The organism is Limnobaculum allomyrinae (assembly GCF_016649425.1).
In the GTDB taxonomy this organism is placed as follows: domain Bacteria; phylum Pseudomonadota; class Gammaproteobacteria; order Enterobacterales; family Enterobacteriaceae; genus Limnobaculum; species Limnobaculum allomyrinae.
Window position 1 is genome coordinate 295,357 of sequence record NZ_JADRCR010000004.1, and the last position, 13,742, is coordinate 309,098.

Annotated in this window: 11 protein-coding genes; 4 read left to right on the plus strand and 7 right to left on the minus strand. The window is 46.5% G+C overall.

Features of this window, described 5'->3' with window-relative positions:
- The gene (gene manD, locus I2494_RS10245) at positions 1-1,215 is read right to left on the minus strand and encodes a D-mannonate dehydratase ManD (RefSeq protein ID WP_218466742.1); all 1,215 of its coding nucleotides are present in this window, start codon (positions 1,213-1,215) and stop codon (positions 1-3) included.
- A gap of 325 nt (positions 1,216-1,540) precedes the next feature.
- On the opposite strand from manD, the gene argD reads away from it, so the two are divergent.
- The gene (gene argD / locus I2494_RS10250) at positions 1,541-2,767 is read left to right on the plus strand and encodes a bifunctional acetylornithine/succinyldiaminopimelate transaminase (RefSeq protein WP_218466743.1); all 1,227 of its coding nucleotides are present in this window, start codon (positions 1,541-1,543) and stop codon (positions 2,765-2,767) included.
- Positions 2,768-2,963: 196 nt separating this feature from the next.
- Here argD and I2494_RS10255 read toward each other — a convergent pair whose 3' ends face one another.
- The 5 genes from I2494_RS10255 to I2494_RS10275 form a co-directional block, all read right to left on the minus strand.
- Positions 2,964-5,045, minus strand: coding sequence for a YccS/YhfK family putative transporter (locus I2494_RS10255; protein ID WP_218466744.1), 2,082 nt, complete (start codon positions 5,043-5,045; stop codon positions 2,964-2,966).
- Positions 5,046-5,115: 70 nt separating this feature from the next.
- Complete coding sequence (crp, locus tag I2494_RS10260) at positions 5,116-5,748, minus strand: cAMP-activated global transcriptional regulator CRP (RefSeq protein ID WP_027273485.1); 633 nt, start codon at positions 5,746-5,748, stop codon at positions 5,116-5,118.
- Between the two features lie 295 nt (positions 5,749-6,043).
- Positions 6,044-6,913 (minus strand): phosphoribulokinase, encoded by an 870-nt coding sequence (locus I2494_RS10265; protein ID WP_218466745.1) that lies wholly within the window; start codon positions 6,911-6,913, stop codon positions 6,044-6,046.
- A gap of 83 nt (positions 6,914-6,996) precedes the next feature.
- Positions 6,997-7,245, minus strand: coding sequence for a YheU family protein (locus I2494_RS10270; RefSeq protein WP_218466746.1), 249 nt, complete (start codon positions 7,243-7,245; stop codon positions 6,997-6,999).
- Positions 7,242-8,222 (minus strand): hydrolase, encoded by a 981-nt coding sequence (locus I2494_RS10275; protein ID WP_218466747.1) that lies wholly within the window; start codon positions 8,220-8,222, stop codon positions 7,242-7,244. The genes I2494_RS10270 and I2494_RS10275 overlap by 4 nt, the downstream gene beginning before the upstream one ends.
- Positions 8,223-8,323: 101 nt before the next feature.
- Here I2494_RS10275 and I2494_RS10280 point away from each other — a divergent pair, with 101 nt between their 5' ends.
- Positions 8,324-8,926 carry a LysE family translocator gene (locus tag I2494_RS10280; protein WP_218466748.1) on the plus strand — a complete coding sequence of 201 codons (603 nt, stop codon included), beginning with the start codon at positions 8,324-8,326 and terminating at the stop codon, positions 8,924-8,926.
- Between the two features lie 57 nt (positions 8,927-8,983).
- On the opposite strand, the gene I2494_RS10285 is transcribed toward I2494_RS10280, so the two are convergent.
- The gene (locus I2494_RS10285) at positions 8,984-10,906 is read right to left on the minus strand and encodes an ABC transporter ATP-binding protein (RefSeq protein WP_218466749.1); all 1,923 of its coding nucleotides are present in this window, start codon (positions 10,904-10,906) and stop codon (positions 8,984-8,986) included.
- A gap of 357 nt (positions 10,907-11,263) precedes the next feature.
- Here I2494_RS10285 and kefG point away from each other — a divergent pair, with 357 nt between their 5' ends.
- Both kefG and kefB read left to right on the plus strand, forming a co-directional pair.
- A complete protein-coding gene (gene kefG / locus I2494_RS10290; RefSeq protein ID WP_218466750.1) occupies positions 11,264-11,815 on the plus strand; it encodes a glutathione-regulated potassium-efflux system ancillary protein KefG in 552 nt (183 codons plus the stop codon).
- The gene (gene kefB, locus I2494_RS10295; RefSeq protein WP_218466751.1) at positions 11,815-13,653 is read left to right on the plus strand and encodes a glutathione-regulated potassium-efflux system protein KefB; all 1,839 of its coding nucleotides are present in this window, start codon (positions 11,815-11,817) and stop codon (positions 13,651-13,653) included. Before kefG ends, kefB begins: the two co-directional genes overlap by 1 nt.
- Positions 13,654-13,742 lie beyond the last annotated feature (89 nt).

A 13,742-nucleotide genomic window follows, 5' to 3' on the forward strand; every position in this document is an offset into this window, starting at 1 on the left:
TTACCAGTTCCACAGCGTGCCGTCAGTTAAACGGGCAACAGGTAAGTAGGCGGCTTCATAGGGATATTTGGCAGCCAGTTTTTCATCGAAATCGATACCCAGACCCGGTTTATCGCTTGGGTGCATGTAGCCATCATCAAAGCTCCAGTTATGCGGGAAAACTTCCAGCATTTGTTCGGAGTAACCCATATATTCCTGCACGCCAAAGTTCGGCACCCACAGGTCAAAATGCAGTGCTGCCGCGTGACAAATTGGTGAAAGATCGGATGGGCCATGAGAGCCGGTACGCACCTGATACATGGCGGCAAAGTCAGCGATACGGCGCATATGGGTAATACCACCGGCATGAGTGATGGTGGTACGGATATAGTCGATCAGTTGTTCTTCAATTAACTGTTTGCAGTCCCAGATACTGTTGAATACTTCACCCACGGCGATAGGGGTAACGGTATGCTGACGGATCAGACGGAAACACTCCTGGTTTTCCGCAGGCGTAGGATCTTCCATCCAGAACATGCGATAGTCTTCAATGCTTTTGCCAAAACGAGCCGCTTCAATTGGTGTCAGGCGATGGTGCATGTCATGCAACAGATGTTCATCAAAACCGAACTTATTACGTACTGCATCAAACAGTTTTGGGGTGAAATCTAGATATTTCTCGGTAGACCACAGTTGCTCTTCCGGATAGTGGCCTTTGGTGGCAGGTTCATAAGCCAGGTTTTTACCTTTGCTTAAACCATAGGTGGTTTTCATTCCCGGTACGCCACACTGCACGCGAATGGCTTTAAAACCCATCTCTTTATGTTTAGCGTAGTCTTCCAGCACTTCATCAATCGTACGGCCGGTGGTGTGGCAATACACCATCACCCCGGTGCGCGATGCGCCGCCGAGCAGTTGATAAAGCGGCATATTTGCCGCTTTGCCTTTGATATCCCACAGTGCCATATCAATGGCAGAAATAGCGGACATGGTGACCGGGCCGCGACGCCAGTAAGCGCCTTTATAGAAAAATTGCCAGATATCTTCGATTTGATGAGCATCGCGGCCAATCAGTTGTGGGCAAAGATGATCTTTAAGGTAGGAGGCAACGGAGAGCTCACGTCCATTGAGGGTAGCATCACCTATGCCATAAATGCCTTCATCGGTAGTGATCTTGACGGTAACGAAGTTACGGCCCGGGCAGGTTACAAAAACTTCAGCCTTTACAATTTTCATAATGCATCCATCCTGACGGAAAAAAGAACTCATTCGGTATAGAAAGTAGACACAAGATACTTCTGGATTAACTACCATACAAGTAGGTCTAGAATGTTTATCGGAGAAAGTTTGAGATCTGTGACCAAAATCACCGTGGTAGCCACAGAACGTCATGACTAATTATTTAATAATTATGAATTGTTATTTATTGTGGTCATTTTTGTAATTAATTGATTATTAAATAATATGATATTTTTATTGGTATTTTTATTTATACAAATTGATTTTATATGCAGTTTTGGTAGTGTGGAGTCATTCGCGGTGAAATTAATAGGGCAGTTTTATGGATAGTAATACATCAGTTAATCGCAATACTTTTGATAACGTTATGTTACCTGTGTATGCACCAGCGGCCTTTGTTCCGGTTAAAGGTAAGGGAAGCCGAGTCTGGGATCAGCAGGGAAATGAGTATATCGACTTTTCCAGCGGTATTGCGGTTACTGCACTGGGACATTGTCATCCTGCTTTGGTGAAAGCACTCAATACTCAGGGGGAGATGATCTGGCATACCAGTAATTTGTTTACTAACGAACCGGCTTTGCGACTGGCTCAAAAACTGATTGATTCAACGTTTGCCGATCGAGTATTTTTTGCCAACTCTGGTGCCGAAGCCAATGAAGCGGCATTTAAGCTGGCTCGTCGCTATGCCATTACCCGTCATAGTCCCTATAAAACCAAAATTATCGCGTTTAATAATGCTTTCCATGGCCGTACCCTGTTTACCGTTTCCGTTGGTGGACAGCCTAAATATTCCGACGGTTTTGGCCCAAAACCAGCAGATATTGTGCATATTCCTTTTAACGATCTGGATGCGGTTAAAGCGGTAATTGATGACCACACCTGTGCCATTGTACTGGAACCGGTTCAGGGAGAAGGGGGAATCACCCCGGTTGATGCCGAGTTTTTACGTGGCGTCAGAGAACTGTGCGATCAATATAAAGCGCTATTGGTCTTTGATGAAGTTCAGTCTGGCATGGGCAGAACCGGTTCACTGTTTACCTACATGCAATACGGTATTGTTCCGGATATTTTAACTTCTGCCAAAGCGCTGGGCGGTGGTTTCCCAATTAGCGCCATGCTAACCACTGATGACGTCGCGCAAGTGATGGAACCCGGCGTTCACGGCACAACTTATGGCGGTAACCCGCTGGCCTGTGCGGTAGCAGAAGCGGCGTTTGATGTGATCAATACGCCAGAAGTGCTGTCAGGCGTGCAATCACGCTATGAGTATATCGTCACCCGTCTGGAAGAGATCAATCAGCTCTATCATGTATTTTCTGACGTCCGTGGCTTAGGTTTGCTAATTGGCGCTGAATTACAACCCGGTTACCAAGGGATGGCACGAGAGTTTCTTGCTGCGGCAGTAGAGAATGGCCTGATGCTGCTCAACGCCGGCCCTAATGTGATTCGTTTTGCGCCTTCTCTGGTTATCCCCGAGAAAGACCTGCAACAGGGGATGGTTCGCTTTGAAAAAGCGGTGAAACAAATGGTTGAGGCGAAAGGTAAGTAATTAAAACTGAAAATAGTTATGAACAAGCAGAGTTAAACTGAGGGAGAGACCGCCGTTGGGTGTGGCAGCTAAAGCGCTGGCCCGAAGCACTCCGAAACTGAGTATATGATCCTTCCGGCCGAACACAGTGATAATATGAAGACATTGTGTTTATGGCCGGAATATCCACCGGGATACATTTTCAACAAATTCCCCGCTATCCCTCTTCCCTCAATCTCCTCTTCAGCCACATTCCATGATGAGGTCGCTGCTGCCACGCCAGTGAAGAAATAGTATGCATCGTCGTAAGATGCGCCAGTATCCGCTCGATATGCTTTTCCATTGAGGTATCGGATAGTTCATCCTGATCTTCCGATTCCACAACGGGCATTATGCTGGTATCGCCGCTGGGGCCATCATATTCCAGCCGTTGCTGACAGGCCTGAATCAGGATCTCACAGGCGTTTAAATACTTCTGTGCTAACGCAGGAACTAATACATATTGGTCTCGGGCGATAGTCGTCATTGCATTCAGGTGTTCAACTAAAAACTGGCTGTGAGTAACCCATAAGCGCATATCGGCTAAATAGCGTGTATTAAACCCTGGTTCCTGCATAGCCTGGTTTAATGAGGTGAAAAGCGTGTTATGGGCCTGATTCACCTTCATTCGGGTGTAAGCGAGTTCAGCAACATCATTACTCATATTAAACAGTTGCCGCAGATGCTGTTGATAGGTTTCCAGCGCATTGTGAGCATTCTTGCGCAATAGCGCACTTTGCCATTGAGGCCAGAGCCACAGGCTACTGGCAAACGCTAGCATACAGCCAATAACCGTATCGATCAGGCGCGGCAATAGGTAGTTCATACCGCTATTGGAGATAATTTGTAAGGTATAGAGCGCAGTAATTGTGAAGCCAATAACGGCAATACCATAGTTCTTTCGCACAATCAGATAAGAGCAAAGTGTCAGCACCAACATTAAGATCAACATCAAATTCTGTGAGTAGTAGAGATGCAAAATTGCCGCTCCGGCAAGAATTCCAATCATGGTACCCAGTGAGCGGTGCTGAATTCGAATACGGGTTGCGTCATAGCCATTCTGACTGACCACCATGATGGTCATTAATATCCAATATGGTTTAGGCAGATTGAGCGCCAGACCAATCCCGGCACCGGCGGCTAACGTAACACCAAGACGTGTGGCATTTCTGAATGCTGCAGATTTAAGGGAACAATAACTTTTTAGTGCCTGTAATAAAGGCAAACGACTTTGTACGGGCATTAATGTGCGGTTATATAACGGTTTTTGACGGCTAAGTAAGTGGGCGATACGACTGAAATGATAGTAACAAAAAGTCCCTACTGGATTATCAGGGTGTTGTCGGGAAATTTTCTCTAACGCTGATAGTTCATTATCCATGTTGAAAGGGGTAGGGCGATGATGATAGAGAATATCGTCAGCCAAAGCCTGTAAACGTTGGCTGATAGTCTTTGCATTATGGCGAATAACAGCCTCAGCCTGGCTCTGCTCAACCAGCTTTTGTACTTCATCAGGTTGATGCAGACTGACAGTTATATGCTCCTGCAAATCAAGAGCTACCTGAAATGCCTGAATCAATCGCCGATGGCGAGGGTGCTTCAAATTGGGAATCATATAGATTTGCTGATAGACCAGCGTAATGATGTCCATCACTTTCTGTTGGCGTAGCAGCAGTGGGGGCAGCGCTTTCTCCGGGTCGGTATGCTGAGTGAGTAAACTGTATTTCTCTTCAATATAGTACGCTAGTTGTCGGAAAAGCAGGCTGAGTGATTCCCGCATAGGTTGTTCTTGCCACAGCCGAAACCACAAGTGGATAAACAAACCATACCAGACGGTACCAATAACAAATAACGAAGCCACTCGCCAAATGGGCAGATTCCCTGCCATACCGAGAGTAAAAATTGCAGTGACTAATGCCGCTGGCATTAACCGACCATAAAGCGGGCTAATTTCTGCCGTTACGCCAAATAATAGCGTCAAAATAAGCATACATAGCGGAAGTGGAACCGACCACAACAGAAGAAACTGTAACAATACGCTGCTGGCAACAAACAGTGTGCCACCAATAGCTAGCCGTTTGAAAAAGTGTTTATGGGGAGTATCCAGACCACCAATACTGCAGCAGGCAGGAACAAGAGAGAGTAAAAAGCCGGTTGGCAGGTCACCCAGTAACCAAAACAACAGCACTGGCAAACAGAGAACTAACGTTTGGCGCAGAGCATAATTGACTTCCGGATGATAAATGACTCGTCGCCACATAGGCCTCCCAGGAAAAGGGAAGCGGACATGGCATCAGGAGGCCGTAAACCTATCCGCTTCTCTTTATTATTTAACGAGTCCCGTAGACAACGATAGTCTTTCCATGAGCGGAGATCAGGTTTTGATCTTCCAGCATTTTTAAAATACGTCCTACCGTTTCACGGGAACATCCAACAATTTGACCAATTTCCTGACGGGTGATCTTGATTTGCATACCGTCTGGATGAGTCATTGCATCTGGTTGTTTAGCCAGATTGAGTAATGTTTGTGCGATACGGCCCGTAACATCAAGGAAGGCAAGGCTTCCTACTTTCTCAGAGGTAACCTGTAAGCGGCTGGCCATCTGAGCGGATAAACGCATTAAAATATCCGGGTTAACCTGAATCAGCTGGCGAAATTTCTTATATGAAATTTCAGCAACCTCACATGCTGTTTTTGCCCTAACCCAGGCACTGCGTTCCTGACCCTCTTCAAACAGGCCAAGTTCTCCGATGAAGTCCCCCTGATTGAGATAGGAGAGAATCATCTCTTTACCTTCTTCATCCTTAATCAGAACGGCTACGGCACCCTTTACAATATAGTAAAGAGTTTCTGCTTTTTCACCTTGGTGAATAAGTGTGCTCTTGGATGGATATTTATGAATATGACAATGAGATAAAAACCATTCGAGAGTAGGGTCTGTCTGCGGTTTGCCGAGAACCATTTGTTGTTATCCTCTTTGTAGTCACTGCCTAACACAGCAAAGCGAAAGCTTGCCGAAAATCTTACCCGCCCCGAAGCATATAACTTGCCAGGTGAGCGCTATTATAGCTGATGTAAAAAAGAATATAGAGGTGTTTGTGGGCCGGTGTTGCATCAGCCTGAGCGAACTCTAATTTATCTATTATACCCACACTATGGTTTTAACACAGGTTGAGCCAAGAGTCTCGTGTTGTCTTACTAAAATGAGGGTTAAGCGGCTCTGATTCGGGTTATTCGCCTGTTTTACCCTCATTTTCCTATTCTAATATTCTGCCTTCTAATAGTTGCTGTATTAATGGTGTGATAATTAACTCCATCGCCAGCCCCAATTTGCCTCCCGGAATCACCAGGGTGTTTGTTTGAGAGATAAACGAGCCCTGTAGCATGACCAGTAAATAGGGAAAATCAATGCCTGTCAGCCCCCTGAAATGAATAACTACCAGGCTTTCATCCATAGTTGGAATACTCTTCGCAGAAAAAGGGTCAGAGGTATCAACGGTGGGGACTCGCTGGAAGTTGATATGAGTTCGGGAGAACTGTGGGGTGATGTAATTGATGTAATCATCCATGGAGCGGACAACGGAGTCCAGTACGGCTTCCCGGGAGTGTTCCCGCTCTACCGTGTCGCGAATGAGCTTTTGTATCCACTCCAGGTTAACGATAGGAACAACCCCAACCAGTAAATCGACATGCTGGGCAACATTATGTTTAGCAGTAACGATACCACCGTGTAGTCCTTCATAAAACAACAGGTCTGTGGTTTCAGCTAAGGGTTGCCAGGGGGTAAAAGTACCGGGTGTTTGATTATAAGGAACCGCTTCATCATAAGTATGCAAGTACTTACGTGTACGTCCGTTTCCGGTTTTCCCATATTCAATAAAACTGTTCTCCAGCAGAGCGAAGTCGTTAGCTTCGGGGCCAAAGTAACTGATATGGCGCCCTTGTTCTCTGGCTTTTCGAATTTCTGCATCCATTTCTGGCCGGGTATAGCGATGGTAAGCATCACCATCAATGCGTGCCGCACTTAAATTTAACTGCTGAAAAATTTTCCTGAAGGCCAGACTGGTGGTAGTGGTACCGGCTCCGCTGGAACCGGTAACTGCAATGATCGGATGTTTTGCTGACATTAACCTGATTCCTTAGTTTTCGTTGTTATTACCAGAGCATAGTCGGATTGGGGCAGGGCTGTCACAAAATTTATTCAGATGAATCAGTACTCAGGATAAGGCTGCTCTTCCATATCATCACTGAACTTGTCTTTGGGCATAATATTGATGGTTTCATGCAATTCTGACCAGACCAAGACCACCTGACCACTTTTTAGCTGACGCTTAACGTCGTCCACTTTCTGCTGCAACGATTTCTCATGTTCCCCGTAATCGGTGCCTTCTCGCAGAACAAAGGATTCGATAATACTTTCCAGAGTTTCGGGAGCCACCTGCTGCCATGGGATCATCATTTGTTTTTCTCCAGATAACCGGTTAACCATTCAGGGATACGATGCTCCAACCACATCTGTGGCTTTTTCCATGTGCCGCTGACAAAGCCAACGTGGCCACCATGTTCCGTTAATTGGTATTCAATATTTTCAGGCAGACTGTTTTTCGCTGGGATCACATCGGGTGCCATAAAAGGATCGTCTTTGGCGTGAATAATCAGCAAAGGAATTCTTACCTGATGTAATACCGGCAAAGCACTGCATTTTTGATAATAATCGGTAGAGTCTTTAAATCCATGTAATGGTGCAGTGAGGGCATCATCAAACTCACGGATCGAACGAATATTTTTTAGTGATAAACCAGGTAACGGCATAATGCCGGGGTAACGGATAAGTTTACGTTTGGTACTCTGTTTTAGCAGGCCGAGCAGATAGCGGTGATAAACTCTCGATAAGCCTTGTTCCAGACGACGGGAACAAGGGTCGAGCATCAGCGGAGCAGAGACGATCACAGCCGCTTGAAGAGGAACATGATCGCCTTCTTCGGCCAGATAGCAGCCTAACATATTGCCACCCAGCGAGTAGCCTACGGCTGCGGTAGGGGCTTCTCCCAGCGTATCCTGCAACCAGTTGAGAAAAAAACGCGTATCGTTGGTTTCGCCGGAATGATAAGCGCGAGGGCTACGGTTGGGCTCACCACTACAGCCGCGAAAATGCATAACGGCTCCCAGCCAGCCATTTTGACGGCAAACTGCCAGCAAACCATGGGCATAAGGGCTGTAAAAATTACCTTCCAAACCGCGAAATAACACCAGTCGGGGCTTATGTTTAGCCTGATGAGGGTCTTCACTCCAGGCGATATCGATAAAATCACCGTCCGGAAGTTCCAGGCGCTGCCACACAGGCTTCAGGCTAATCTTTCTGCGAATAATTCGGGGTAGCAGAGTTTGTATGTGTGGGTTAGCGGTGCCCGGTATAGGCCGAAATTGTGCATCCATAACAAAATTATTTTCACTCTTGGGGACTTGTGCGATCAATATCACACTGCTAGCTTGAATGGAATGATTAAACATCTCTCACTGGTAAAGGGTTCTACAGAATGGAGTTAGGCTGGTTTCTTTCTATGTCGATGTTTTTATGGATAGCGGCGGTTACACCGGGGCCAAATAATATGTTACTCACCTCTTCGACCGCCAATTTTGGTTTTACCCGTTCCTTACCATTGATGTTTGGCATCATGATCGGCATGCAATTGTTGCTACTGCTGGTTGCTATGGGGGTGGGTACGTTAGTAACCGCTTATCCTTCTCTGCATCTGGCACTAAAAATTGCGGGTAGCCTCTATCTGATTTGGCTGGCGTGGAAAATTGCGACTTCCCGCTATGAAAAGCTGGAGACAGAAAAAGGAACCGCGCAGCCGGTTCGGTTATATCAGGGGTTACTGCTACAGGCGCTGAATCCTAAAGCCTGGTTAATGGGCATCGGCTCGATAGCCAGCTACAGCCTGGCAGGGGATATGTATAGCGCATCGGTGATTGCCATTAGTGTTGCCATGTTTATAGTTAATCTGGTGGCCGGATTTATCTGGATGGGCTTTGGCTCCGCCATTGGCCGTTTGTTACAAAGTCGTAAATCATGGGCGATTTTTAATATCACCATGGGTATTCTGACGGCGGGCTGTGTGGTGCTTATCTGGTTGTAGTGAAAGCAAAATATTATTAGCAGAGGCGATGATCATCATCGCCTCTGTTATTCAACGTTAATCATTCCCCTGATTAAAACTGGCAGTCATCTCTTCCAATTGCTCTTGCAGTTCCAGCCAGCTCATTTCAGTCTCTTCCTGAGCTGATTTCACGCTAACCTGCTGTTGCAGCAGTTTAGTGAGTTCGGCTTTTTTATCTGCCTCATAAATCGCAGTATCCGACAGAGCCAGTTCAATATCACTTAACTGTTTTGCCAGCTTGTTTAGCTCAATATCCAGCTTATCGATCTTTTTACGAATGGGTTGAGTTTGGGCACGGAAGTCTGCTTCCCGGCGTTTCTGATCTTTACGTGCCTGAGCGCTATTTGCGGTTGGCTCTTTATCATTCGCTTCCGGTTGCATTTCTTGCTTTTGCAGCTCGACTAACCACTGCTGATAATCTTCTAAATCACCATCGAAAGGCTCTACTTTTTTGTCATGAACTAAATAGAGCTCATCGGTAGTGGAACGCAGTAAATGACGATCGTGGGAAACAACCACCAGAGCGCCGTCAAAATCAATGAGTGCTTCCGTCAGAGCCTGACGCATATCCAGATCGAGATGGTTAGTTGGTTCGTCGAGCAGTAGCAAATTCGGGCGCAACCAGACAATTAATGCCAGCACCAGCCGGGCCTTTTCTCCACCGGAGAAACGCTCGGTATTTTCGCTGACTTTATCACCACGAAAGCCGAAGCCTCCCAGATAATCCCGTAACGGTTGTTCATATTCCTGCGGCGCCAGACGACTAAGGTGCTGCAATGGCGATTCATCAGGGCGAAGGGTTTCCAATTGATGCTGGGCAAAGTAACCCAGTTTGATGCCCTTAGCTAAACCAATCTCTCCCTGTTGAGGTGCTAATTCCCCCGCCAATAATTTGATTAACGTAGATTTACCGGCACCGTTTCGCCCCAGTAAACCAATACGTGAACCAGGAACCAGATTCAGCTTGATGGATTGTAAAATGGTTTTATCGCCGTAACCCGCGCTGACTTTTTCCATTCTCAACAGCGGATTTGGCAGGCTTTCTGGCTGACGAAAACTAAAGCTGAAAGGGTTATCAACATGCGCAGGGGCTATCAGCTCCATGCGCTCTAACATTTTAATTCGGCTTTGTGCCTGTTTGGCTTTGGTTGCCTGAGCTTTAAAGCGATCGATATAGCTCTGCAGATGAGCAACCTTCTCCTGCTGGCTTTGATATAAAGCCTGCTGTTGCGACAGTTTAGTGGCGCGCTGGCGCTCAAAGGAGGAGTAGTTACCGGTATATTCAAACAGTTGTTGCTGCTCGATATGCAGAATTTTGTCCACGATAGGATCAAGAAAATCTCGATCGTGGGAGATCAGGATGAGTGTACCCTCGTAGCTTTTCAGCCATTTCTCCAGCCAGATTACCGCATCTAAATCGAGGTGGTTGGTTGGTTCGTCAAGCAGCAGTAAGTCGGAACGGCAAAGCAGAGCCTGAGCCAGGTTCAGACGCATGCGCCAACCACCGGAAAAGGCGCTGACTGGTTGTTGTAACTGCTCCTGAGAGAAACCTAAACCGTGTAGAAGGCTGGAGGCACGAGGATAGATAGTCCATGCCTGTATGGCATCCAGTTTGCCGTGCAGTGAAGCGATTTCGTTGCCGTCATTTTTTTCATTGGCTTCAGCGAGTGCACGTTCAAGTCGGCGGTACTCCCGATCGCCATCAATAACATACTCGACGGCGGGAATATCGAGTGCGGGTGTTTCCTGATTGACCCATGATAAAGCCCAACTGGCAGGGAAGGTGGCGTTGCCGCCGTCTGCCGATAGCTCACCTTTTAATAGCGAAAGCAGCGTTGATTTTCCACAGCCGTTTTTACCCACTAATCCCACTTTTTGCCCGGGGTTGATGGTTGCTGTTGCGTTATCAAGCAAAACGTTAACGCCACGTCGAATCTGTAATGAAGAAAAAACAATCATAGGGTCACATATCAAGTTATTAGTCGCTGGGTTATCAACAGTGAATATCCGACGTTAAAAATAAGTACGGCATGAAACTATTGATAGAAAACAGTGAGAGGAGTACAACAGCAGCCGCTACACTATTTTTAATATTATTGTTTAAAAGTAAAGCACTTAGCCATATTGACAATCGAGAGTCTGGTTATTCGTAACAGTCTCTTTTTTAATATTATTATTGTTCAATATTTCAATTTACTGGCTAAACTTACAGAGTGCGACGGTTGTATAAAACCACCATTGATTCACACCAGTAATTTATAAGCCATGCATGGTAGCGGAAAATGTCAGTGATGACGATGTTTAGGGGAAGCGAAAATGTCGCACTTGCCAAAAGCCCTCGTCTTGTTTGCTCATCCGGAGCCCAAGCGCTCGGTTGCCAATAAGGCGTTATTAAAGGTTATCCGCAATTTGGATAACGTCACAGTCCGTGATTTGTATGCTTACTATCCTGATTTTTTTATTAATGCTCATCGTGAACATCAACTATTAAGAGATCACGAGGTCATTATTTTTCAGTTCCCTATCCATACCTATAGCTGCCCGGCATTAATGAAAGAGTGGATTGATCGGGTATTAAATTTGCAGTTTGCAGGCAGTATTGGGGCTAATGAGCTTTCTGGTAAACGTTTTCGGCTGGTGGTTACCGCGGGCGCTACTGAAAGTAACTATCAGCCCGGAGGCTCTGTGGGCTATACCTTTGACGATATTCTGCTGCCGTTCAAAATTATGGCTAAAGCCTGTGGAATGGAGTGGATTGAACCAATGATTATTTATCGAGCTCGCCGATTGGAAGAAGATGAATTGCAGCAGCATGCGCTGAAATATGCCGAATGGCTTAGTGTGTCCGCAGATGAGGATAGCGAATAATGGATACTTCACCCCAACTTATCGCTGTTTTAGTTTTCCTCTCTGTGGCCGTTTTGGCGGTTCCTTTGGCGAAACGTATAGGTATTGGCGCGGTACTGGGTTATTTAGTAGCCGGTATTGCTATTGGCCCTTGGGGATTCCGGCTGATAAATGATGTCGATGAGATCCTTCATTTTTCTGAAATGGGCGTAGTTCTGCTGCTGTTTGTTATTGGTCTGGAATTGAACCCGGCCAAGTTATGGAAAATGAGAAAGCCCATTTTTGGTCTGGGAACGGCTCAGGTGCTGATTACCAGCGCAATTCTTTGCGGAGTGCTTTATTGGGCGGGATTTGGTCTGTCTGCTGCGATTATTGGTGCCATTGGGCTATCCATGTCGTCTACCGCAATGGCGCTTCAGTTGATGAAAGAAAAGGGGATGCGCGGCGACGGTGGGCAGTCTGGCTTTGCCGTGTTGCTATTTCAGGATATGGCCGTTGTTCCTGCACTGGCGCTGGTGCCGATCTTAGCGGGAACGGGGGGGACGGGAGCGGATTGGTTTACTGTTCTCAGTAAAGTGGTTGGTTTGGCCATTTTAGTTCTGGGCTGTCGTTATTTATTGCGTCCTATTTTTCGCTATGTTGCAGCTTCAGGCGTTCGGGAAGTGTTTACCGCCACAGCACTGCTGGTGGTATTAGGTGCCGCGGTGCTTATGCAGCAAATCGGTTTTTCGATGGCTTTGGGCACTTTTCTGGCGGGTGTACTGCTGGCTGAAAGCGAGTATCAGCATGAACTTGAAGTGGCTATTGAACCATTTAAGGGGTTGTTGCTGGGGTTATTCTTTATTTCGGTGGGGATGGTTCTCAATTTAGGTGTTTTCTACTCGCATATCCTACAGGTTTTAGTTGGCGTATGCGTTTTGCTATTGGTTAAAAGCGTCGTACTGTATGGGTTAGCCCGTTTCTTCCGAATTAACCGTTCAGAGCGATTACAATTTTCAGCGGTACTCAGTCAGGGGGGCGAGTTTGCCTTTGTGTTGTTTGCTGCAGCGAAGTCTCAGAATATTTTTGATTCAGAACAGATAGCGATGCTGTTAGTGGTGGTGACCATTTCTATGATGACCACGCCGATATTAATGCAACTGGTCGATAAGATATTAGCGCGCCGTTATAACCCCGGAGATGAACCCACACAAGCATCTGATGTCGAAGACGATGAACCTCAGGTAATCGTGGTTGGATTTGGTCGCTTCGGTCAGGTGGTTGGGCGCTTACTGATGGCAAATGAAATCCGCCTGACCGTATTGGAGCGGGATGTCAGTCAGGTGAGTATCTTGCGTAGTTATGGTTATAAAGTTTATTACGGTGATGCGACTGAACTTGAGTTGCTACGGGCTGCCGGTGCGGAAAAAGCCAAAGCCATTATTATTGCCAGTGATTTACCGGAAGAGACGATGACGGTAGTTCGTCTGTGTCAGCAATATTTTCCTAATTTATCGATTCTGGCTCGTGCCAGAGGCCGGGTTGAGGCTCATGAATTACTGAGCGCTGGTGTTGAATTATTCTCCCGGGAAACTTTTTCCAGCGCCCTCGATTTGGGACGTAAAGCACTCATTGATTTGGGGATGCATCCTCATCAGGCCTATCGTGCCCAACAGTACTTCAAGCGTCTGGATGAAAATATGTTACGTGAGCTGGTACCTGGTCGACAGGGTGAGGTTCAGCAGGTATCACGGGTAGCAGAGGCGCGACGTGAACTGGAAAATCTGTTCCAGCGAGAAATTCAGCATGACAGTAAGCTATCTGACGCCTGGGATCTGGATGATGAAGTGCAAGAGGCACGACACGAAGAGAAAGATTAGCCCAAAAAAGAGAGGCTGGAGAAGCCACAGAATCTCAATCAAATAGTCGACTTTCATCATACTTAGTAATATAAAGTTGCCTAAATTTT